Origin of the sequence: [Collinsella] massiliensis (assembly GCF_002161605.1) — a bacterium.
Classification (GTDB): domain Bacteria; phylum Actinomycetota; class Coriobacteriia; order Coriobacteriales; family Coriobacteriaceae; genus Enorma.
Window position 1 is genome coordinate 14,547 of sequence record NZ_NFIE01000013.1, and the last position, 22,033, is coordinate 36,579.

Below are 22,033 nucleotides of genomic sequence, written 5' to 3' on the forward strand. Positions count from 1 at the left end.
ACAGCGGCTCCGACCATATCGTCTGTTTGCTTCACGCCCAAGCGGTCGCGAACGTGGTTGATTTGGAGGGCCGAAACGATGATCAAACGCAGCAGAATGTGGGGGAGGGCCCTGTTCGGGCGCGGTATGCTCTTCGCGCTCGCATGCGTCGCCTTCGTCATCGCCGGCACGACGGCTGCGTACGCGGCATCGTATGGAACGTGGGAGGGCGATACCGCGGAGTACACCGTCCCGGGCGTCTCGCCGCGCGGCACCACCATCAACCTGTTCGACTACTGGCTCACGGGCGATTCGACCAAGGATAACCAGAAGTGGACGAGCGATGCGGTCAAGCAGGAGCTCTCCGAAGCCGGTATCAATGCGAGCCATGAGCTCAAGTTCGGCAACCAGATGGGCGGATACGGCGGTGCTTGGAACAAGTGGACGGGCAGCTCGAACCCGAGGAGCGGCCTGGTCGAATCCACCTTGCATGACGGCTATCCGCAGGGAACGGATATCTTGAGCAACCAGTCGCTTGCCTACCTGTTCGATGGCACGGACGATACGAGCGGGACGCCGGGCAAGCGTGTGTATCGCGATGTGAACGACCTGCTCCAGGTCGACGACAACGGCTATTACTACTACAGCTCCAAGAAGAACTTCGCCCAGTACAACGCGGATACGAACGATTTCACCCTGTATAATCGCGCCGGCATCAAGTCCAACGGCGCTTCCGGTGAAAACGGCCAGTTCTTCCCGTTCGATTCGGGCTCGGAGGTGTTCACGGTCAACGGCGCTGCACTCGAGCCGAGCGGCATCGTCTCCACGAGCAACGACCTGAACCACTTCTTCGGCATGTCGATGTCCACGCAGTTCGTGCAGCGCTACGGCGGCCACACCTCCGAGGACGGCGGCACCACGGTCACCTACAACTTCTCGGGCGACGACGACGTGTGGATCTACATCGACGGCGTGCTCGTGGGCGACCTCGGCGGCCTGCACGACGCCGCGTCCATCACGATTGACTTCAGCACGGGCGGCATCGTCATCTATGAGGACAAGGACGGCGACAACGAGTTCAACGACGGTGATCAGAAGCTCAGCAGCACGACGCTTAAAGACTGCTTTAAGAGCGCCGGGGCGAGCACCGACGCCTTCAACGAGGACAATAGCACCTTCAAGGATGACACGTACCACACGCTCGACTTCTTCTACCTTGAGCGCGGCGCCGTCGACTCCAACATGTCGCTCCGCTACAACCTCATGAGCATCCCCGAGTCGGGCATCGTCAAGGTCGACCAGGCGGGCACCGGCATCGAGAACATTGGGTTCACGCTGTACCCGGCGGATGAAAACTACGACTACGACGAGAACACCGCGAACCCCGTTCACGGCACGACGACCAAAGACGGCGAGATGGTCTTCACCTACCAGAACGCCGCCGGCCAGGATGTGCCCATCGCGCTCGAGCAGCTCGGCCTGCGCAGCGCCTACTGGGTGCTCGTCGAGGACAAGGTGCCGAACGGCTACCGGGGCGGCAGCGAGATCCACCTGCGCTTCTCCACCGTGAATGACAACGGCTCGGGCGAGGGCGTGCTGCTCGTGAGCAACCAGTGGGAGACGGGCGCCTACTCGCAGCCCCATGTGACGGCCATCGCCGGTGCGCAGGTGACCGACATGGATAACCAGACGTATGAAGCTGCTGACGGCGTGATGTTCGCCGTGGTCATGCAGAAGGGCGAGAACGACCGGTGGCATCCCGTCACCGGCAACGCCTTCGATGGCTGGAACGTCGCCGCAGGGACCGAAGACGATAAGAACGCCGTGCTCGAGGCGGCGAAGGCGGATGGCTACGTGTTCGCCCTGGGTACCGGCGGCGGCTACGAGGTTACCATCGAGAACCTCCCCGGCGACATCACGACCTATGCCCACATGATCCAGACGCGGGATAACTTGAGCGTCGACGACGCGGAGGCACAGGCCGCGTACACCGTCCGGTACTACTATTGCGCGAACGCCGCGTCGCTTGATGAGATCACAAACGCGAGCAACATCGTTCAGATCAACCCGAACGTGGAGGGCGACGACTTCCAGCGCATTTTCTCGGTCACCCTGAACATCCCCAACATCAAGAACGAGCTCTCGCTCGTGAAGACGGATGCAACGAGCGGGGAGCCCATGCCGGAGGTCGAGTTCAAGCTCTATAAGGATGCCGACAGGGATGGGCAGCTTGATACTGGCCAGGACGCCGTCGTGCACACCATGACGACGGACGAACAAGGCCGCCTGCAGGTGACCACCGACGGCGACATCCTCGCCGACGGCTCCTACGTCCTCGTCGAGACCACGCCCGACGGGTACATCGAGCAGACGCCGTCCATCCGCATCGAGGTGGGCGACGACGGCGTGCACGTGAACGCCGGCACGGCGGATGACAACGTGACGGTGGAGACGGGCATCGGCGAGCTGGTCTACAGCATGAACGGCTTCGCGGCCAACGACCAGGTCGACCCGACCCTGCACGACGTCAAGGCGCAACCGCAGGCGAGGGAGAGCTACCCCGATGACGCCGACTGGAAGGACATCGACGGCGCGGCGGAGCTCCACTACCACTACAACAACACCGGCGACAACAGCCTCGATTACGTGGCGACCGATTCCGCCCACGCCTCGTATACCGCGCAGGCAGGCTGGTCGCGCCTGAACGTCCAGCAATGCCTGAACGACCACGGCGACGGCACCGGTACCAGCAACAGCGACAAGAAGCAGAATCTCGGGGGCCAGAGCCTCAACGCCCTCTTCACCGGCGAGGTCACGATCCATGTGACCAACCAGAAGAAATACGAGGGCGACCTGAGCTACAGCGCCGAGGGCGACCTGACCATCGTCAAGCACATGCGGGGCGCCGACATTAAGGACGGGCAGTTCTCGTTCAAGGTGACGGCCGCGAGCGATGAGGCCGCGGCGCTCATCGGCATCGCGGACGGCCAGCGCTCGGAGGTGGTGTCGCTCAAGGGCGATACCCCGATGGGCGACGACGGCGTGGCCACGGCCGGCATGACCATCTTCAACGACATGGCCTTCTCGAGCGACCATGACGGGAAGACGTTCACCTACACGGTGGAGGAGGTCATCCCCGAGGGTGCGGACGCCCGGAACCGCCTGGACGGCATCGTCTATGACGACACGGTGTACACCGTCGAGGTCGCGGTCGACTACGACGACGCCACGGGCAAGCTGACCGCCACCACGACGGTCGTCGCCGACGGCGACGAGGGCAGCGCCCGCACCTACGTCTACGACAATACGGGCGCTGAGCACGAGGCCGCCGTGCTCGAGTTCGAGAACGCGGTGGAGGAGCAGACGCCGCCCGAGCTTCCGTCCACCGGCGGCGACGGGAACCTGCCGCGCACGGGCGATGACATGCCCGCTGTGGTGGGAGGCATCGCGCTGGCTGCGGCGGCCTGCATCGCCGGCGGCGCGCTGCTCGCGCGGCGCCGTGCGGGCGCACAGCGCTAGCAGCGAGGAGACGCTTGCGTAACGAAGCGGGCGGCATCCTGTGAAAGGGTGCCGCCCGCTTGGCGTTGCGCTGGTTCGCGACGCTTCCCCCGCGTCGCTCGGGTCGCCGTTACTCGGCGGCGAGCTGCGCCTGGACGCAGGTGATGGCCACGACGCCCACGATGTCGTCGGCGGAGCAGCCGCGCGAGAGGTCGTTCACCGGCTTGGCGATGCCCTGCAGGATGGGGCCGTAGGCCTCGGCCTGGCCGAAGCGCTGCACGAGCTTGTAGCCGATGTTGCCGCACTCGAGGTTGGGGAACACGAGCACGTTGGCGTGGCCCGCCACGGCGCTCTCGGGCGCCTTGAGCGCGGCCACCTCGGGCACGATCGCGGCGTCGAGCTGCAGGTCGCCGTCGATGGCGAGCTCGGGCGCCTTCTCCTTGGCGAACGCGGTGGCCTCCTGCACCTTCTTGGCGGTGTCGCCGCCGGCGGAGCCCATCGTGGAGTAGGAGAGCATGGCCACCTTGGGCTCGATGCCGTCCATGAAGGTGCTGAAGGAGTTCGCCGAGGCGATGGCGATCTCGGACAGCTCATCGGAGGTGGGGGCGATGTTGAGGCCGCAGTCGGCGAAGACGAGCGTGCCGTCGGCGCCGAACTCGGGGGTCTTCGTGCACATGACCATGAAGGCGGAGACGAGCTTCGTGCCGGGCGCGGTCTTCAAGATCTGGAGCGCCGGGCGCAGCGTGTTCGCCGTGGAGTGGCAGGCGCCGGAGACGAGGCCGTCCGCGTCGCCCATCTTGACCATCATGGTGCCGTAGTAGGTGGCGTCCATCATCTGGGCGCGCGCCTGCTCGATGGTCACGCCCTTCTTGGCGCGGAGCTCGGCGAACTTCTGCGCGTACGCCTCGTGCTTGGGCGCCGTGGGGCTTGTGGGGTCGATGATGTGCGCGCCGGGCACGTCGATCTGGGCGGGGTCGCCCAGGATGACGACGTTCGCGATGCCCTCGGCGATGATCTTCTTCGCGGCCTCGATGGTGCGCGGGTCCTCGCCCTCGGGCAGGACGATCGTCTTGACGTCCGCCTTCGCGGCAGCCTTCATGCGGTTCAGGAAGTCACTCATGCTTCTCCTCTTGTCGGGGCCCGACACGCGCCGGGATCGCGCGCAGCCGTCATGCGCGCACGAAGTCCGTGGCATGTTGAGCTTTCCTTGTGTGGCATCCCTATTATAGGCTTCGCAGCGCTATAATCGCTTAGATAATTGACACGCATGTGTTCTTCCGTATCAGCAAAATGCCTGCAAGGAGCATGTATGCAGATCACAAGTGGTCTACCCGCATCGTTCAACCCCGAAGAGTACGACATGATCGTCGTCGGAGCGGGCTACGCCGGTTCCGTGTGCGCCCGCCGCGTGGCCGAGGGCACCGGCTTCCGCGTCGCGGTCCTCGAGCGCCGCGACCACATCGCAGGCAACGCGTACGACTACGTGAACGAGGACGGCATCCTCGTCCACAAGTACGGCCCGCATATCTACCACACCTTTAGCGAGCGCGTGAACGAGTTCCTCTCGCGCTTCACGAAGTGGACGGACTACCAGCACAAGGTGCTCGCGAACATCCACGGCACGCTCATGCCGGTGCCCTTCAACCACAAGAGCCTCAAGCTCGCCTTCGGCGAGGAGCGGGGCGAGGAGCTCTACCGCAAGCTTGTCGACACCTTCGGTGCCGACAAGAAGGTGCCCATCATGGAGCTCCGCAAGAAGAACGATCCCGACCTGCAGGAGGTCGCGGACTACGTGTACGAGAACGTGTTCCTGTACTACACCATGAAGCAGTGGGGCCAGACCCCGGACGAGATCGACCCGTCCGTCACCGGCCGCGTGCCCGTGTTCATCGGCGACGACGACCGCTACTTCCCGCAGGCGCCCTACCAGGGCATGCCGGCCGAGGGCTACACCGCGCTCTTCGAGCACATGCTCGACCACGACCTCATCGACGTGTTCGTGAACGTGGACGCGCGCGACATCTTCGATATCGACGAGACGAACGTCTCGGTCTGCGGCAAGGTCTACGGCGGCGAGATCGTCTACACCGGCCCGCTCGACGAGCTGTTCAACCTCGACCTCGGCGCGCTGCCGTACCGCACGCTCGACATGGTCTTCGAGACGCTCGACTGCGACCAGTTCCAGCCCGTGGGCACGGTGAACTACACCACGAGCGAGGACTACACGCGCATCACCGAGTTCAAGAACATGACCGGCCAGGTCGTGCCCGGCAAGACCACCATCATGAAGGAGTACAGCCACGCCTTCGAGCCCGGCAGCGACCAGACGCCGTACTATGCCATCATCGACCCCGAGAACCGCGCCCTGTACGAGCGCTACCTCGAGCGCGTCCAGAACCTCACGAACTTCCATCCCGTGGGGCGCCTTGCGGAGTACCGCTACTACGATATGGACGCCGTGACCGAATCCGCCCTCGATTTGTCTGACGAGATCATTTCCTGCCATGCATAAGATCATCACCTTCGCCATTCCGTGCTATAACTCTGCCGCCGATATGGATCACGGCATCACCTCGATTCTCGAGGGCAGCGATTTTGCCGAGGATGTCGAGATCGTCATCGTGGATGACGGCAGCCAGGACGAGACCGCGGCCAAGGCCGACGAATGGGCTCAGCGCTACCCAAGCATCATCCGAGCCGTGCACCAGGAGAACGGCGGCCATGGCATCGCGGTGCTCACGGGCATCCGCGAGGCGCAGGGCACCTACTACAAGGTGGTCGACTCCGACGACTGGCTCGATGGCTCGGCGCTCGCGACGATGCTCTCCATCCTGCGCGGCTTCGAGGAGCGGGGCATGCAGGTCGACCTGTTCATCTCGAACTACGTGTACGAGAAGGTGTACGAGAACAAGCGCACCACCATCAGCTACCGCGGCGCGCTGCCGCGCAAGAAGGTGTTCACGTGGGATAAGATCGGCTATTTCCGCCCCGATCAGAACCTGCTCATGCACAGCCTCACGTACCGCACCGAGGTCGTGCGCGCGGCGAACCTGCCGCTGCCGGCGCACACGTTCTACGTGGACAACATCTACGCGTACGTGCCGCTGCCGCTGTGCAAGACCATGTACTACGCCGATATCGACCTCTACCGCTACTTCATCGGGCGCGAGGGGCAGAGCGTGAACGAGGCGACCATGATCCGCCGCCTCGACCAGCAGTTCCGCATCACGCGCATCATGATGCACGCCTACCACCTTTACCAGGACGTGCCCGAGAGCCGCCTGGCATCGTACATGATGGGCTACTTCACCATGATGATGGCCGTGTGCTCCGTGTTCTCGAAGCTCTCGGGCGACGAGGCGAACAAGGCGGAGAGCAAGAAGCTGTGGGCGGAGCTCAAGGAGTACGACGAGCGCATGTACCGCCACGCGCGCGGCGGCATCCTCGGCATCGGGACGAACCTGCCCACGAAGGCGGGGGAGAAGACCTCGATTGCCCTCTACCGCGCCGCGAGCAAGATCTTCAAGTTCAACTAGGGCAACGTTGCGTCTCGCTTCCGTACGGGGGCGGGCACTCCATCCCTCGCTTGTCCTCACCGCCCGCGTTTTCCTTACCGGAAAACGCGGGCGGTTGCGGAATCGCTCGGGATCGGAGTGCCCGCCCCCTGCGCGTGGTTCACGTAGGCACGGCTGCTAGATGGTGATGATACCCATCGCCACGAACGCGATGGCGATAAAGCCGAGGCCCACGAGCACGACGGCGAGCGGCTTCTCGAAGCCCTCGAGGATATGGTCGCAGCCCTGCTCGCGGCGGGCAGCCACGTAGCACACGAGCCCGGGGATGTAGGCGATGCAGCACAGCAGCAAGAGGTCGACGCCCGCGAGGAGCACCGCGACCACCAGAAAGACGGTCGCGAAGAGCGAGAGGGCGAGCGCGCTGCCGCGTCCCTCGACCTCGGCCTTGGCGGCGAGCTTCACCATGTAGGCCGAGGCGAGCGACCAGCTAATCACGATCGACGCGGTGCAGAGCGAGTACGCGAACTGGTAGGCCGCCTCGGAGAAGAGCATCACGATGGAGAGCAGCTGGATCATGGTGCCGGTCACCATGAGGCTCAGCGTGGGCGCGCCGTGGCGGTTGAGCTTGGAGAAGCCGCGGGGTAGGAGCTGCATGTCGCCCATGGTGCGCATGGCCTCGGAGGCAAGGATCGTGTAGGAGAGCCAGGCGCCCAGGATGGAGATCACGAGGCCGCCCGCGATGAAGGCGCCGCCCCAGGGCCCCACGGCGTCCTGGAAGATGTAGACCATCGAGGGCGAGCCCACCGAAAGCAGCTCGTCGCGCGTCATGTAGCCGTAGGGGAGGACGGACGCCGCCACGTAGATGAACACGAGCGCGGAGGTGCCGAGGATCGTGGCACGCGAGACGTCGGCCTTGCGGCGCGCGCGGTGCCCGAGCACGCTCGCGCCCTCCATGCCCACGAACACCCACATCATGACCATGAAACAGTTGATGATCTGGTCGCCGACGCTCCCCGGCGCGTCCGGGCCGCCGATGTTGTTCGCGAGCGTGCCCCAGAAATCGGCCGTGAAGACGTTGAAGTTGAACAGGAGCAGCATCGTCGCGATGAACGCGAAGATGGGGATGAGCTTGCAGCACATCACGATGGCGTTCACCACGGACGCCTCCTCGACGCCGCGGTTCACGAGCGCGACGATCGCCCAGTTCATGACCGACATGAAGATGACGGCGGGCACGGTGAGCGAGCCTGCGAACGGCGGATAGAAGTAGCCGATCGCCGTGGTGAGCATCACGCCGAAGGCGACGTTGCCGATCCAGATGGAGAGCCAGTACCCCCAGCTCGAGACGAAGCCCACGAAGGGGCCGAAGCCCTCGTCCGCATAGGCCACGATGCCGTTCAGGTCGGGGCGGGCGAGGGAGAGCCTGCCGAACGTCGTGGCGAGCGCGATGAAGCCCACGCCCGTGAGGAGCCAGGCGATGATCGCGGGGCCCGGCGCCGCCGCGGCGGAGATGTCGGTCGAGAGGGCGAAGACGCCCGAGCCGATGGACGACGAGATGACGAGCGCGATAAGGCCGATGAGCCCGATGCCGCGCTTCGCGGGTGCTCCGTTCGGTGCCTCCGTCGGGGTGGTCGGTTGTGACATGGTCGCTCCAATCTTGCCGGATGGGGCGGCGCCGTGTGCCGGCACCGCCGCCTGAATCCTTACGCTATGCAAGATGGTAGCTTAGTTATGCAAATCCTTGTATGCGGGAGCCCCATGAATTCCGTCGGCGGAGGCACATCCGGCGCAGATGGCCTCCTCGAGCACGCGGGTGGCGGCGACGCCGAGCATGTCGAGCGGGATGTCGCGATCGCCGAGCGCGCCGGAAGCGAGCACGTAGATGGTATCGCCGTCGTTTGTGGTGTGCGTGGGGCGGATGGTATGGGCGTACGCGTCGGCCGCCATCTGCGCGACCTTGGTCGCCTGCGCCTTCGTGAGCCGCGCATTCGTGACGATGCACGAGATGGTGGTGTTCGTGCGGTCGAGCGGCATGGCGAGGTCCTCCGCGGCGGCGAGCATGGCGTCCTCCATGTCCACGATCTCGAGCGAGTCGGCGGCGGCGCGCATGCCGGCGATGGGGGTGCCCGTGACGGGGTCGACGACGTTGCCGCAGGCGTTCACCACCGCGATGGCGCCGATCTTGAGGTCGCCGATGGCGCGCGCCCGCGCGCCCAGGCCGCCCTTCATGAGCATGTCAGCTCCGTTGAGCTTGCCCACCGTCGCGCCCGCGCCCGCGCCGACGGTGCCCTCCGCGAGCGGGGAGGGGTCGGCCTCGAGCGCGGCGCTCGTGGCCTCGACGCCCTCGTTCACACCGGGGCGCACCGAGGCGCTGCCGAACGCGAGGTCGAAGATGCAGCTCGAGCAGACGATCGGCACGCGCGTGGGGCCGACGTCGAGGCCGATGCCGCGGGCTTCGAGCTCGCGCGCGACGCCGGAGGCCGCCTCGAGCCCGAAGGCGGAGCCGCCGGAGAGGCAGACGGCGTGGATGGCCTCGACGGTGTTCTCCGGCCGCAGCAGGTCGGTCTCGCGCGAGGCGGGCGCCCCGCCGCGCACGTCGACGCCGGCGGACGCGCCCGCGGGCGCCACGATAACCGTGCAGCCGGTCGCGGCCTCGAGGTTCGTGCTGTGGCCGAAGCGGAAGCCCTCGATGGTATGGATGGGGATGGATTGCCACTGAGCTCGCTGAGCCATGAGATCCTCCTGCGTGTAGATATGCCGCTCTTTGCCGCCGGTGCGCTAGAGCGCCCTCAAGCGCCGCACGACCTCGGCGATGGGCAGCCCGACGACGTTGTAGAAATCGCCCTCGATGCCGCGGACGAGCATGCGTCCGCCCGCCCCCTGGATGCCGTACGCGCCCGCCTTGTCCATGGGCTCGCCCGACGCCACGTAGGCGTCGATCTCGGCATCTGAGAGCTCGTAGAACGTGACCGCGGTCTTGGCGACGAACGAGATGGGCAGCTCGTCGCTTAGGCGGCGCGGCTCGCGCGCATCTGCCTGCGCGATGCAGACGCCGGTCGCGACCGTGTGCGTGCGGCCGGAGAGGCGGCGGAGCATGGCGCGGGCGTCGTCCGCATCCGCGGGCTTCCCGAGCACGACGCCGTCGATGGTGACGATGGTATCGGCTGCGAGGACGACCTCGGCGGCCTCGGCATGTGCGCGCAAAACGGTCGCCGCCTTGGTGCAGGCGAGCCGTTCGACGAGCGCGAACGGGTCTTCGTGAGGGAGCGGCGCCTCATCGATATCTGCGGGCAGCACGCGGACGTCGAAGCCCGCTTCGCGCATGAGCTCGATGCGGCGCGGCGATTGCGAGGCGAGGATCATAGCTGGATGCCCTCGCGCACCTTCTCGACGGCGCGGGCGCCGGCGATGTCCTTGAGGACGGTGAGCGCGAACGGCAGCGCCTGGCCCATGCCGGAGGCGGTGATGATGTTGCCGTCCACGACGACCTTCTTGCCGCCCGCGTACGTGCCGGCGGGGAAGGTCGACTCGAAGCCGGGGAAGCACGTGGCCTTGCGCCCCACGAGGAGCCCGAGCTCGCCCAAGATGGACGGCGCGGCGCAGATGGCGGCGACGTGCTTGGTGGTGGCGAACTCGCGCACGAGGGCGCACACGCGGTCGTCGTTGCGCAGGTTCGTGGTGCCGGGGAGGCCGCCGGGCAGGACGAGGTAGTCATATTCGTCGAAATCGACCTCGTCGAGCGTGCGGTCGCAGGCGATGCCGATCTGCTGCGAGCTCACGGCGTCGCGCGTCGACATGATGGACACGAGCGTGACGCGCACCCCGCCGCGCCTGAGCACGTCCACCATCGTCAGACATTCAATGGTCTCGAATCCGTCGGCTACGAGCACGGCAACAGCGCTCATGATGCATCCCTTCCCCAGCATGATGAAACGGAACTCACCGTTTCATCTTACCCACGCCGGCGGGCGGCATATCGCGTCAGCGGGACTACAATCCAACATCTTGGGAGAGGGGCCGCTCAGCACCGGGTGAGGTGGACGACCGTCTCGCAGTGGAAGGTCTGGGGGAAGAGGTCGACCGGCGTGATGCTCACCGGCTCGAAGACGCCGGCGCGGCGGAAGCGCTCGAGGTCGCGGGCGAGCGTGGCCGGGTCGCACGACACATAGGCCACGTCGCGCGCGGCGGTGCCGCCGATGAGGTCGATCGCCTCGGCGGCGAGGCCGGCGCGCGGCGGGTCGACGACGAGCACGTCGATGTCGTCCCCGGGGAACTCGCGCACGGCGTCGCCGCCGATGGCCTCGACGTTGTCCAGGCCGGCGCGCTCGATGTTGCGCCTCAGGTCGCGGACGGCGGGGCCGTACGATTCGACGGCCGAGACCCAGGCGCTTCGGCGCGCGAGGGGCAGCGTGAACGTCCCCGCCCCGCAGTAGAGGTCGCAGGCAGCATCGTCCTCGCCCGGGTTGAGCGCCTCCATCACGAGGTCGATAAGAATCTCCGCCGCGGCGGTGTTCACCTGGAAGAACGATGGCGCGGAGACGCGCATGCGCTCATGGCCGATCTGCTCGTCCCAGGAGCCCTGGCCGGCGAGCAGCTCGTTGCGCACCACGCGCCGGGCCGCGCGGTCGCCCTTGGTGAGCACGCGCACCACGCTCGTGGGGTGTACCGCGTCCTCGAGCACGCGCGCCACATGGGCGCGGGGGAAGCCGCCCGTGGGCGTCCAGAGCGCGACCTCGAGGGCACGGGTGCGGCGGCTCGCGCGCACGCCCACGCGCTCGAGCGCGAGGTCGCGGGAGTTCGCCAGGTAGGAGAGGGCGCCGGCAATGCCCTTGAGCGCCTTGGGGAAGGCGCGCTCGAACAAGGGGCAGCGGTCGACCTTGATGATCTGGGAGGGGTCGGTCCCGTGCATGCCGAGCACCATGCGGTTCCCGCGGCGCTCCACGGCGAGCTCGACCTTGTTGCGGTAGCCCCAGGCGTCGCGGGTGGAGCGGATGGGCTGGACGAGGCGCTCGATGTCCTCGGCGGAGAAGTGCCCGATCCGCGCGAGCGACGAGCGCAGGTTCTCCTCCTTGGCGGCGAGCTGCGCCGGGCGGGCGAGCGCGCCCCAGGGGCAGCCGCCGCAGACGCCCGCGTACGGGCACGGCGCGTCGACGCGGTCCGGTGAGGGCTCGAGGAGCCGCTCGGTGCGGGCGCGGGCATACCCCGGGGTCTCGGACTCGATGCGCGCCTCAACGACATCGCCCGCGATCGCCCCGGAGACGAAGACGGTCTTGCCCTCGGGCGTGCGCGCGATGGCATCCGGCCCGTAGGCCATGCGTTCGATGGTGAGCTTCATGGGCGGCCTTTCGTGATTGCGTGTACCGCCCAGTGTAGCGTACTTTTGTCGCGCGGTTTCGCGCCCGGGCGAGGATGCGCGCGGCGGCGGGAACCGCGCCGTCCTACGAGCGCTTGTGCTTCGCGCGCTCCTCCGGGGTGCCCGTGAGGAGCGTCTTGAGCCCCATGCCGATGAGCGCGATCCCGGCGCGCAGGCGACCGGGAGTCCGTTTGGCGAGCGCGTGCTTGGGGGCGTCCGGGCTCGGGGCGGCCGCGGGGGCAGGTTCAGCCTCGGGTTCGATGATCGTCGCGCGCACGGCGGTCGCCGCGGGGGAATCCGGGGCGGCCTCCGCCACGGTGGGTTGGCCCTCCGCCGCCTCGTAGCCGTCGTGCTCCTGCGCCGCCGCGTCCTGGCGCGCCTGCGCGGCCCGCTCCGCCGCGGCCTCCGCCTGCGCGTAGGCGTGCTTCAGCAGGTAGGCCTGCGAGTCGAAGGGCATCTCGTCCGCGCCGCGCTCGACGCGCTGCCAGGTGCCCTCGCTCGAGAGCACGCGCGCCTTCACGTTGTCCGAGAGCTGCGCGCGCATGTACTCTTGCACCATGGAGCGGCAGGTCGCGTCGAGCACGGGGTAGGCGATCTCCACGCGGTGCTCGGTGTTGCGGGTCATCATGTCCGCTGAGGAGAGGTACACGATGTCGGCGTCCACGCCGAACGCGTAGACGCGTGCGTGCTCGAGGAAGCGCCCCACGATGGAGCGGATGTGCACGTTGTCGGTCTTGCCGGGCACCTGCGGCAAGAGGCACGAGATGCCGCGGATGATCATCTCCACGTCCACGCCCGCCTGCGACGCCTCGGCGATCTTGTCGATGACCTCGCGGTCGGTGAGCGAGTTCATCTTGAAGAACACGCGCGCCGGCTCGCCCGCGCGGGCACGGTCGATCTCGCGGTTGAGGCCGTTCATGATGAGCGGCTTGAGCCCCGCGGGCGCCACGCCCAGGAAGCGGTAGTCGCCGGCGAGGTTGCCGAGCGCGAGGTTGCGGAAGAAGGCGTTCGCGTCCTCGCCGATGCCCGGGTGCGCCGTCATGAGCATGAAATCGGAATAGAGCTTCGCCGTCTTCTCGTTGAAGTTGCCGGTGCCGAGCAGCGTGATGCGCGTGAGCGCCATGCCGTCGCGGTAGGTGATCTGGCAGATCTTCGAATGGCACTTGAAGCCCTCGGAGCCGTAGATGACGGTGCAGCCGGCCTCCTCGAGCCGCTCCGCCCACTCGATGTTGTTCTGCTCGTCGAAGCGGGCGCGGAGCTCCATGAGCACCGTGACCTCTTTGCCGTTCTCCGCGGCGTCGATGAGCGACTCGCACAGGCGGCTTTGCTTCGCCACGCGGTAGAGCGTGATCTTCATGGAGATGCACGAATCGTCGAAGGCCGCCTGGTGCATGAGGTCGAGCAGCGGGTTCATGGACTCGTACGGGTAGAACAGGAGCTTGTCGCCCTCGATGACCTGCTCGCGGATGGGGCGGGTCGCGTCGAACATGGGGCTCGCCTGCGGCTTGAACGGCGGGAAGAGGAGCTCGGAGCGGCTGCGCTCGGGCAGGTGCGCCTCGATGCCATGGATGTAGGAGAGGTCGAGCGGCGTGGTGTAGGAGAGCACCGCGTGCGCCGGCAGACCGAGCGCCTTGCGGATGCTCTTGAGCGTGGCGGGCGCGAGCTCGCCCTGCACCTGGAGGGCGACCGGCTGCAGGCGCAGGCGCTTCTTCAGGATCTTCTTCATGTGCTGGCGGTAGTCCTCATCCTCCTCGACGCCCTCGCCGTCGGGGTCGATGTCGGCGTTGCGCGTGACGCGCACCACCGCGCGGTCGAGCGGCGCGTACGAGCCGAAGCAGCTCCCCAGGCAGCTCAGGATGACGTCCTCGAGCAGGATGTAGCGCCAGGTGCCGCCGTCCGCGGGCATCGCGACGATGCGGTTCATGGACTGCGGCACCTCGATGAGGCCGAGCAGGTTGCCCTCGTCGGCGCTCTCGAGCGCGCACACGAGGTAGAGCGCCCCGTTGCGCAGGTTGGGGAAGGGGTGGCGCGGGTCGATCACGAGCGGCGAGATGACGGGCGAGACATAGGACTGGAAGTAGCGCTCCACGAAGGTGCGGTCGTCGCCTGCGAGGTCGGCGGCATCGACGCGCTCCACCCCGGCCTCGGCGAGGCTCGCCTCGATGCGCTCCACGATGTCGTTCTGGCGCCGGATGAGCGGCGGGAGGGTGGAGAAGATGAGCTCGAGCTGCTGGGCGGGGGTGAGGTTGCTCTTGTTGTCCACGGGCTGGCGCTTCAGCGTCGCGAGGTCGGAGAGGCCGCCGACGCGGATCATGAAGAACTCGTCGAGGTTCGACTGGAAGATGGCGGCGAAGTTCAGCCGCTCGAAGAGGGGGACGGACTCCTCGTAGGCCTCGTCGAGCACGCGTGCGTCGAAGCGCAGCCAGCTGAGCTCGCGGTTCTGCGTGTACGAGAAATCGTAGCGCTCGGACTTGTCGATGACCTCAACGGACTTGCGGTGCTTGCGCGCGCCCTTCTCCTTCTTCTCCGCCTTGCTCGCCATGGGTACCCCTTACATGCGCAGGCGCGCGGCTGCGCGCGCCGGAATCGATACGGTATACCTACAGATTATACGTGCGCGGTTTGTGCGGCCGTATCATTTCGAAAGCTTTATCGAGCGCTTACGTTCGGGTGCCGTGGCCGGGCGCGGGCGGCCGGGCGCGGCCGCCGTCCGAGCCGGGTCGAGGGCGCGCGGTGGGCGCGAGGGCGCCGGGATGCGATTCCGTGCATGAATCGGGCATCCTATCCGGTCGCGCATCCGGGCGCGGCGTCCCGTCGTTCGGTCTGATTCGCGGATGAACGGCGCGGTTGTTTCCGTGAACGGTCGCATTATTGGATAAAATATCGCCTAAAGCGCATAAATTGGCGCATGAATAGAACGATATAGAACAACCTCACGTGTTCATATGTTTGGTAACAATATTCAAATTGCCAACGATAATATCCACCGTATTAGGCAGTGCGCCTTGGGGTGTCAATACGTTTTCGCACGTAAATCACTTTATCGCGCGACAGTGCATCCTACGTTTTATTTCAAGATATACCGTTCCCCTCGACTTTTATACCGTTGGCGGAACACGATTGCACAAAAGGGAAAATTGGATATAACTATAGACGTGGCGCAGCCCGCGTCCCCATGCACGTGGTAAGCGGCCGCCCGCCCGCGCGGCGGCCAAGATCGAAGAAAGGTAGGAGGACATGACGAAAGGCTTGCACGTAACGAGCGAGATCGGGCAGCTTAAGAAGGTCTGCCTGCATCGCCCGGGCGATGAGCTCCTCAACCTTCCGCCGGATGAGCTCGAGCGTCTTCTCTTCGACGACGTTCCGTTCCTCCAGGTGGCCCAGGAGGAGCACGATCGCTTCGCCGAGATCCTGCGCGAGCAGGGTGTCGAGGTGCTCTACCTCGAGAAGCTGGTCGCCGAGGCCTTCGACGCGGTGCCCGAGGCCCGTGCCGAGTTCCAGGAGCAGTGGCTCGAGGAGGCCGGCATCAAGGGCAAGATGGCTCCTGCTGCCGTGAAGGAGCTCCTCGACTCCATCACCGACAACCTCGAGTACGTCAAGAAGACCATGGCCGGCATCACCAAGGCCGAGGTCGAGATGCCGCACACGAGCTCGGTGACGCTCGACTCCCTCGTGAACACGGAGTCCGAGTCCGACCTCATCGTCGACCCCATGCCCAACCTCTACTTCACCCGCGACCCGTTCGCGGTGGTGGGCACCGGCGTGAACCTGAACCGCATGTTCTCGGTCACCCGTAACCGCGAGACCCTGTACGGCAAGTACATCTTCAAGTATCACCCGGATTACAAGGACGTGTCGCTGTACTACCGTCGCGACTCCTCCTTCCACACCGAGGGCGGCGACGTGCTCAACATCAACGAGCACACCATCGCCGTGGGCATCTCGCAGCGCACGCAGGCTGCCGCCATCGACGTCATGGCCCAGAACATGTTCTGGAACTCCGATTCCAAGATCGACACCATCCTCGCGTTCGACATCCCCGTGTCCCGTGCCTTCATGCACCTCGACACGGTCTTCACGCAGATCGATGTCGATAAGTTCACGATCCATCCCGCGATCATGGGCACGCTCAAGGTCTACAAGCTCACCCCGGGCAAGAACCCCGGCGAGGTCGAGATCACCGAGACGACCGACACGCTCGAGCACGTGCTCGCTTCCGCGCTCGGCATCGACGCCGTGAAGCTCATCCCCTGCGGTGGCGGCGACCCCATCGCGGCCGCGCGCGAGCAGTGGAACGACGGCTCGAACACCCTCGCCGTCGCCCCGGGCAAGATCTGCGTGTACCAGCGCAACAACGTCACCAACGACGTTCTCTACAAGGAGGGCATGGAGCTGCTCGTCGTGCCTTCGGCCGAGCTCTCCCGTGGCCGTGGCGGCCCGCGCTGCATGAGCATGCCGTTCTGGCGCGAGGATCTCTAATATCTTTTGTGACTTCGGCGGCGCCTCGATCGCGGGGCGCCGCCCTAGGTAGGGCGTCATCGACGCTCAGGGGAACAAAGCGCTCCCCTGAATTGCACGGAATCTAACGAAAGGAACCAAAGATGGGTGTCAACCTCTCCGGCCGCAGCTTCCTGCGCCTCCTCGACTTCTCGACCGAGGAGATCGAGTACATGCTCGCGCTCGCCAAGAACTTCAAGGATCTCAAGCGCACGGGCACCCCGCACCGCTACCTCGAGGGCAAGAACATCGTCCTGCTCTTCCAGAAGACCTCCACGCGCACCCGCTGCGCCTTCGAGGTCGGCGCCATGGACCTAGGCATGGGCGTGACCTACCTCGATCCCGGCAGCTCGCAGATGGGCAAGAAGGAGTCCATCGAGGACACCGCCCGCGTGCTCGGCCGCATGTACGACGGCATCGAGTTCCGCGGCTTCGCCCAGGAGGACGTCGAGGAGCTCGCCGCCAAGTCCGGCGTGCCGGTGTGGAACGGCCTCACCGACCTCTGGCATCCCACCCAGATGCTCGCCGACATCCTGACCGTCCAGGAGAACTTCAACTACGACATCAAGGGCAAGACCCTCGTCTTCATGGGCGATGCCAAGAACAACGTCGCGCGCTCCCTCATGGTCGTGTGCGCCAAGCTCGGCATGAACTTCGTGGCCTGCGGCCCGAAGGAGTGCATGCCTGCGAGCGACGTCATCGACGCCTGCGAGCCCATCGCCAAGGCGAACGGCTGCACCATCACCCTCACCGAGGATCCCAAGGAGGCGTGCACCGGCGCCCACGTCATCTACACCGACGTGTGGGTCTCCATGGGCGAGCCCGATGAGGTCTGGACCGAGCGCATCCAGCAGCTCGAGCCCTACCGCGTCACCCAGGAGCTCATGGACCTCGCCGATCCGTCGGCCATCTTCCTGCACTGCCTGCCCAGCTTCCACGACACCAACACCACCATCGGCGCGGACATCGCCAAGAAGTTCGGCGTCACCGAGATGGAGGTCACTGACGAGGTATTCGAGGGCCCGCAGTCCAAGGTCTTCGACGAGGCCGAGAACCGCATGCACACCATCAAGGCCGTCATGTACGCGACCTTGAAGTAACGCTTGCCTGTTGGGGATCGCCCGGGTGTCTCCTTTCCCCGGGCGGTTCCTGGGGTTTGCTGCGCCCCTGTCGCACGGTCGGTGGCGTGGCTTAGAGCATCCGACCACGTTCCAGAAAGGGGGTAGAAGGTATGGCTGAAGCTGCCAAGAAGAAGCGCGGTATGCTATCTTCCTTCACCATTCTTCTTATCCTGCTTGCTCTCGTTGCGATCATCACCGTCATCGTCGCGGGCTTCGCGCCCGGCGAGGTGACCCCCGCTCGGTTCAGCGACTTCTTCACCGCTCCCGTCAAGGGCTTCGCGGACGCGCTGCCGGTCTGCCTGTTCGTGATGATCCTGGGCGGCTTCTTGGGCATGATGACCAAGACCGGCGCCCTCGATAACGGCATCGCCGTCCTTGTGCAGAAGCTCAAGGGCCGTGAGCTGTGGATCATCCCCGTGCTCATGTTCATCTTCTCGCTCGGTGGCACCACCTACGGCATGTGCGAGGAGACGGTTCCGTTCTACGCGCTGCTCGCTGCCACGATGATGGCCGCCGGCTTCGACGCGCTCACCGGCGCCGCCGTCGTGCTTTTGGGCGCTGGCTGCGGCTGCCTGGGTTCCACGGTGAACCCGTTCGCCGTCGGCGCCGCCGTCGACGCGCTCCGCGGCGTGGGCATCGAGGCCAACCAGACCATCATCATCGGTCTCGGCGCGGTGCTGTGGCTCGCGACCACCGCGGTCGCCATCGTCTTCGTGATGAACTACGCCAAGAAGGTCAAGGCCGATAAGGGCTCCACGTTCATGTCGCTTCAGGAGCAGAAGAACGCCGAGGAGGCGCACGGCGCTGCTGCCGCCGAGGCCTCCAAGAAGGTCACCCTCACCGGCCGCCAGAAGGGCGTGCTCGTGATCTTCGCCTTCACGTTCGTCGTCATGATCGCCGGCTTCATCCCCATCGCCGACCTGAGCCAGAGCGTCGCGGACTTCTTCGACGCCGGCCAGTCCTTCGAGGTCGTCGAGACCCCTGTCACCACCGATGACCTCGTCGGTGCCTACGACGAGCTCAACGGTGCCGTGACCGAGGTCGAGGGCTCCGTCGAGGGCATCGCCGAGACCGAGGTCGAGACCTCGCAGGCTTGGTCCGCCGTCATCACGGGTCTGCCCATCGGCCAGTGGTACTTCGATGAGGCTTCCACCTGGTTCCTCGTCATGGCCATCGTCATCGGCATCGTGGGCGGCCTGTCCGAGAAGGACATCGTGAACACCTTCATCTCCGGCGCCGCGGACATGATGAGCGTCGTGCTCGTCATCGCGCTCTCGCGCGCCATCTCGGTGCTCATGGCTTCCACGGGCCTCGACCAGTACGTGCTCAACGCTGCGGCCACCGCGCTGTCCGGCGTGTCCGGCCTGCTCTTCGCGCCGTTCGCGTGGATCATCTACTTCGGCCTCTCGTTCCTCATCCCCTCGACCTCCGGTATGGCGACGGTCTCCATGCCCATCATGGGGCCGCTTGCCGCCCAGCTCGGCTTCTCGCCTGAGGTCATGGTCATGATCTTCTCGAGCGCCATCGGCGTGGTGAACCTCTTCACCCCGACGTCCGGCGCCATCATGGGCGGCCTCGCCCTCGCTCGCATCGAGTGGACGACGTGGCTCAAGTTCGCGGTCAAGATCGTGGTGGTGCTCTCCATCGTCTCGATCGTCATCGTGACCGCTGCGCTCATGATGTTCTAGCGGGTCTGTTCTCTCCTCTTCCCGCTAGCTGCCGATCCCGCGGGCGGCATATGTCTCCACCGCCCGCGTTGGATCCAATTGACGTCGAGCCGGTGCGCGCCCTGCGCGAGCGACCGGTGAGACCCTACCTTTCTGCCCCCTCCCGCACCGTGCACGGGAGGGGGCGAAGTTTTATGCTCCTGTCGGCCCCGCCCCGAGCCCCGGCGCCGCCCTTGCTTTCTCGCTTGTCCTCGGCGCATAGCGCCTGCGGAATCGCTCGAAAGCAAGGGCGGCGCCGGGGCTCGGGGCGGGGCTGGCGCTACAAACACGCAGCGCAGGAAGAGTCGGGCTTGAAACCCGGTCACCCGTGCACTTCAACTATTAGTTTCCGGTCTCCCTCTCTGATGTCCGACCGATAGGGTAACGGTCGCCCGAGGATGAGGGGGCGGGCTCCATACTTCGAGCGATTCCGCAGGCGCCCGCGCCGAGGACAAGCGAGAAGTGTGGAGCCCGCCCCCTCATCCTCGGGGCTCCTGTATACTTAACGGGTTCGGACATCAGAGAGGAGCCGTCCCATGCGACAGGGGTTTGACAACGAGACGTACATCGAGCTGCAGGCATCGCGCATCAAGGAGCGCATCGAGCAGTTCGGCGGAAAGCTCTACCTGGAGTTCGGCGGCAAGCTCTTCGATGACTACCATGCGAGCCGCGTGCTCCCCGGCTTCGAGCCCTCGGTGAAGTTTCGCATGCTCAAGAGCCTGTCGGAGGACGTCGAGGTGATCATCGCCATCAACGCCAACGACATCGAGAAGAACAAGGCGCGCGGCGACCTCGGCATCACCTATGACGAGGATGTGCTGCGCCTGGCCGACATCTTCAGCAGCAACGGGCTGCCCGTCGCCGCCGTCGTGCTCACGCAGTACGCCGGCCAGCCCGCCGCCGACGTCTTCCGTCGCCGCCTCTCCATGCTCGGCATCACCTGCAAGCTGCATTACCCCATCGAGGGCTATCCGCACGACATCGACCTTATCGTGTCCGAGGAAGGCTACGGCAGAAACGAGTTCGTCGAGACCAAGCGCCCGCTCGTGGTCGTGACGGCGCCCGGCCCCGGTTCGGGCAAGCTTGCCACCTGCCTCTCGCAGGTCTACCACGAGCACCGGCGCGGGGTCGCTGCGGGCTATGCCAAGTTCGAGACGTTCCCCGTGTGGAACCTGCCGCTCAACCATCCCGTGAACATCGCCTACGAGGCGGCCACCGTCGACCTCGACGACTCGAACATCATCGACTCGTTCCACCTCGATGCCTACGGCGAGACCACGGTGAACTACAACCGCGACGTCGAGGCCTTCCCCGTGGTGCGCGCGCTCATGGAGAAGATCCTGGGCGAGAGCCCCTACCAGAGCCCCACGGACATGGGCGTCAACATGGTCGGCTTCGCCATCACCGATGACGAGGCGTGCCGCGATGCGGCGAAGATGGAGATCGTGCGCCGCTACTTCACCGCCGCGGTGCAGGTGAAGCGCACCGGCATGGGGCAGGAGCAGGTCGACAAGCTCAAGCTCATCATGAAGCGTGCGGGCGTGACGAAGGACTTCTCGCCGGCGCGCTCCGCGGCGCTCCTCAAGGAGGAGATGACGGGCGCGCCCGTGGGCGCGATGGTGCTGCCGGACGGTTCCGTGGTGACGGGCAAGACCTCCGAGCGCCTCGGCGCGGCGAGCTCGCTGCTCATGAACGCGCTCAAGAGCGTGACGGGCGTGGACATAGAGCTCGAGGTCATCAGCAACGAGGCCATCGAGCCCATCAGCCGTCTCAAGACCTCGCAGCTCGGGAGCCATAACCCGCGCCTGCATCCGGACGAGACGCTCATCGCGCTCTCGATCACGTCGGCCTCGAGCGAAGTGGCCGCGCGCGTGCTCGAGGGGTTGCCGCTTCTGCGGGGCTGCGATGCGTTCTTCTCGGTGATCATCTCCGCCACGGACGAGGCGCTGCTCAAGCGGCTCGGCATCAACGTGTGCTGCGAGCCCAAGTTCGAGCGTCACACCTTCTACCACCGCTGATGTAAAATTACCCCAGGGGTATTTTTACATTGGTGCGAGGGTGGCTTCACGAGATGGCCACAACTTCGCAGAATCTTGGGTAGGGGCTTGCACGGCGGAGCATGTTCCCGTATTATCAATGTCCGCACGAGGCCGAGCGCCTCGGAACATATGGCCCGTTCGTCTAGCGGTTTAGGACGCCGCCCTCTCAAGGCGGAGATCACCAGTTCGAATCTGGTACGGGCTACCAACAAGACCGCAGGTCAGGGGATGCGTCCTCTGGCCTGTTTTCTTTTGAAGCCTCATCGCTCCTCCTTCGTGGGACACAATCTGGACACAACGGGGACTGGGACACAATCCGGGACGC

At 65.7% G+C, this 22,033-nt stretch carries 14 protein-coding genes and 1 tRNA gene; 8 read left to right on the forward strand and 7 right to left on the reverse strand.

Annotated features, from left to right (window positions below; genetic code table 11):
- Nucleotides 1-78 precede the first annotated feature (78 nt).
- Complete coding sequence (locus B5G02_RS10100) at nt 79-3,498, forward strand: SpaA isopeptide-forming pilin-related protein (RefSeq protein WP_162609754.1); 3,420 nt, start codon at nt 79-81, stop codon at nt 3,496-3,498.
- Nucleotides 3,499-3,607: 109 nt separating this feature from the next.
- Here B5G02_RS10100 and pta read toward each other — a convergent pair whose 3' ends face one another.
- Nucleotides 3,608-4,597, reverse strand: coding sequence for a phosphate acetyltransferase (gene pta / locus B5G02_RS06470; RefSeq protein ID WP_094335639.1), 990 nt, complete (start codon nt 4,595-4,597; stop codon nt 3,608-3,610).
- 189 nt (nt 4,598-4,786) lie between these two features.
- Between pta and glf the strand changes: the two genes are divergently transcribed.
- Together glf and B5G02_RS06480 are read left to right on the forward strand one after the other, a co-directional pair.
- Nucleotides 4,787-5,989 (forward strand): UDP-galactopyranose mutase, encoded by a 1,203-nt coding sequence (gene glf / locus B5G02_RS06475; protein ID WP_094335640.1) that lies wholly within the window; start codon nt 4,787-4,789, stop codon nt 5,987-5,989.
- The gene (locus B5G02_RS06480) at nt 5,982-7,013 is read left to right on the forward strand and encodes a glycosyltransferase family 2 protein (RefSeq protein ID WP_094335641.1); all 1,032 of its coding nucleotides are present in this window, start codon (nt 5,982-5,984) and stop codon (nt 7,011-7,013) included. Before glf ends, B5G02_RS06480 begins: the two co-directional genes overlap by 8 nt.
- A 156-nt stretch (nt 7,014-7,169) precedes the next feature.
- On the opposite strand, the gene B5G02_RS06485 is transcribed toward B5G02_RS06480, so the two are convergent.
- The 6 genes from B5G02_RS06485 to ppk1 form a co-directional block, all read right to left on the reverse strand.
- Complete coding sequence (locus B5G02_RS06485) at nt 7,170-8,636, reverse strand: basic amino acid/polyamine antiporter (RefSeq protein ID WP_094335642.1); 1,467 nt, start codon at nt 8,634-8,636, stop codon at nt 7,170-7,172.
- Nucleotides 8,637-8,717: 81 nt separating this feature from the next.
- Nucleotides 8,718-9,725, reverse strand: coding sequence for a P1 family peptidase (locus tag B5G02_RS06490; protein WP_094335643.1), 1,008 nt, complete (start codon nt 9,723-9,725; stop codon nt 8,718-8,720).
- A 45-nt stretch (nt 9,726-9,770) separates the two neighbouring features.
- Nucleotides 9,771-10,355: a Maf family protein gene (locus tag B5G02_RS06495; RefSeq protein ID WP_094335644.1), complete on the reverse strand. Its 585-nt coding sequence runs from the start codon at nt 10,353-10,355 to the stop codon at nt 9,771-9,773.
- Nucleotides 10,352-10,897, reverse strand: a complete 546-nt coding sequence (locus B5G02_RS06500) for a DJ-1 family glyoxalase III (RefSeq protein WP_094335645.1) — start codon at nt 10,895-10,897, stop codon at nt 10,352-10,354. The genes B5G02_RS06495 and B5G02_RS06500 overlap by 4 nt, the downstream gene beginning before the upstream one ends.
- Before the next feature lie 116 nt (nt 10,898-11,013).
- Nucleotides 11,014-12,327: a 23S rRNA (uracil(1939)-C(5))-methyltransferase RlmD gene (gene rlmD / locus B5G02_RS06505; RefSeq protein WP_094335646.1), complete on the reverse strand. Its 1,314-nt coding sequence runs from the start codon at nt 12,325-12,327 to the stop codon at nt 11,014-11,016.
- A 103-nt stretch (nt 12,328-12,430) separates the two neighbouring features.
- Nucleotides 12,431-14,887: a polyphosphate kinase 1 gene (gene ppk1 / locus B5G02_RS06510; protein WP_094335647.1), complete on the reverse strand. Its 2,457-nt coding sequence runs from the start codon at nt 14,885-14,887 to the stop codon at nt 12,431-12,433.
- Between the two features lie 695 nt (nt 14,888-15,582).
- Here ppk1 and arcA point away from each other — a divergent pair.
- The 5 genes from arcA (at nt 15,583) to B5G02_RS06535 (ending at nt 21,916) form a co-directional block, all read left to right on the forward strand.
- Nucleotides 15,583-16,824, forward strand: coding sequence for an arginine deiminase (gene arcA / locus B5G02_RS06515; protein ID WP_019238363.1), 1,242 nt, complete (start codon nt 15,583-15,585; stop codon nt 16,822-16,824).
- A 122-nt stretch (nt 16,825-16,946) separates the two neighbouring features.
- On the forward strand, nt 16,947-17,942 hold the full coding sequence (argF, locus tag B5G02_RS06520) for an ornithine carbamoyltransferase (RefSeq protein WP_094335648.1): 996 nt from the start codon (nt 16,947-16,949) through the stop codon (nt 17,940-17,942).
- Nucleotides 17,943-18,073: 131 nt separating this feature from the next.
- Nucleotides 18,074-19,651 (forward strand): YfcC family protein, encoded by a 1,578-nt coding sequence (locus tag B5G02_RS06525; RefSeq protein WP_094335649.1) that lies wholly within the window; start codon nt 18,074-18,076, stop codon nt 19,649-19,651.
- A 554-nt stretch (nt 19,652-20,205) separates the two neighbouring features.
- On the forward strand, nt 20,206-21,687 hold the full coding sequence (locus B5G02_RS06530) for a DUF1846 domain-containing protein (protein ID WP_094335650.1): 1,482 nt from the start codon (nt 20,206-20,208) through the stop codon (nt 21,685-21,687).
- Between the two features lie 152 nt (nt 21,688-21,839).
- Nucleotides 21,840-21,916: transfer RNA gene (locus B5G02_RS06535), tRNA-Glu, on the forward strand.
- Nucleotides 21,917-22,033 lie beyond the last annotated feature (117 nt).

What these genes read in the sequence shown, in the direction of transcription:
- B5G02_RS06490 (WP_094335643.1), bottom strand. Translation starts at nt 9,725, where the DNA reads ATGGCTCAGCGAGCTCAGTGGCAATCCATCCCCATCCATACCATCGAG.
- pta (WP_094335639.1), bottom strand. Translation starts at nt 4,597, where the DNA reads ATGAGTGACTTCCTGAACCGCATGAAGGCTGCCGCGAAGGCGGACGTC.
- B5G02_RS06480 (WP_094335641.1), top strand. Translation starts at nt 5,982, where the DNA reads ATGCATAAGATCATCACCTTCGCCATTCCGTGCTATAACTCTGCCGCC.
- B5G02_RS06525 (WP_094335649.1), top strand. Translation starts at nt 18,074, where the DNA reads ATGGCTGAAGCTGCCAAGAAGAAGCGCGGTATGCTATCTTCCTTCACC.
- B5G02_RS06495 (WP_094335644.1), bottom strand. Translation starts at nt 10,355, where the DNA reads ATGATCCTCGCCTCGCAATCGCCGCGCCGCATCGAGCTCATGCGCGAA.
- glf (WP_094335640.1), top strand. Translation starts at nt 4,787, where the DNA reads ATGCAGATCACAAGTGGTCTACCCGCATCGTTCAACCCCGAAGAGTAC.
- B5G02_RS06530 (WP_094335650.1), top strand. Translation starts at nt 20,206, where the DNA reads ATGCGACAGGGGTTTGACAACGAGACGTACATCGAGCTGCAGGCATCG.
- rlmD (WP_094335646.1), bottom strand. Translation starts at nt 12,327, where the DNA reads ATGAAGCTCACCATCGAACGCATGGCCTACGGGCCGGATGCCATCGCG.
- ppk1 (WP_094335647.1), bottom strand. Translation starts at nt 14,887, where the DNA reads ATGGCGAGCAAGGCGGAGAAGAAGGAGAAGGGCGCGCGCAAGCACCGC.
- argF (WP_094335648.1), top strand. Translation starts at nt 16,947, where the DNA reads ATGGGTGTCAACCTCTCCGGCCGCAGCTTCCTGCGCCTCCTCGACTTC.
- arcA (WP_019238363.1), top strand. Translation starts at nt 15,583, where the DNA reads ATGACGAAAGGCTTGCACGTAACGAGCGAGATCGGGCAGCTTAAGAAG.
- B5G02_RS10100 (WP_162609754.1), top strand. Translation starts at nt 79, where the DNA reads ATGATCAAACGCAGCAGAATGTGGGGGAGGGCCCTGTTCGGGCGCGGT.
- B5G02_RS06500 (WP_094335645.1), bottom strand. Translation starts at nt 10,897, where the DNA reads ATGAGCGCTGTTGCCGTGCTCGTAGCCGACGGATTCGAGACCATTGAA.
- B5G02_RS06485 (WP_094335642.1), bottom strand. Translation starts at nt 8,636, where the DNA reads ATGTCACAACCGACCACCCCGACGGAGGCACCGAACGGAGCACCCGCG.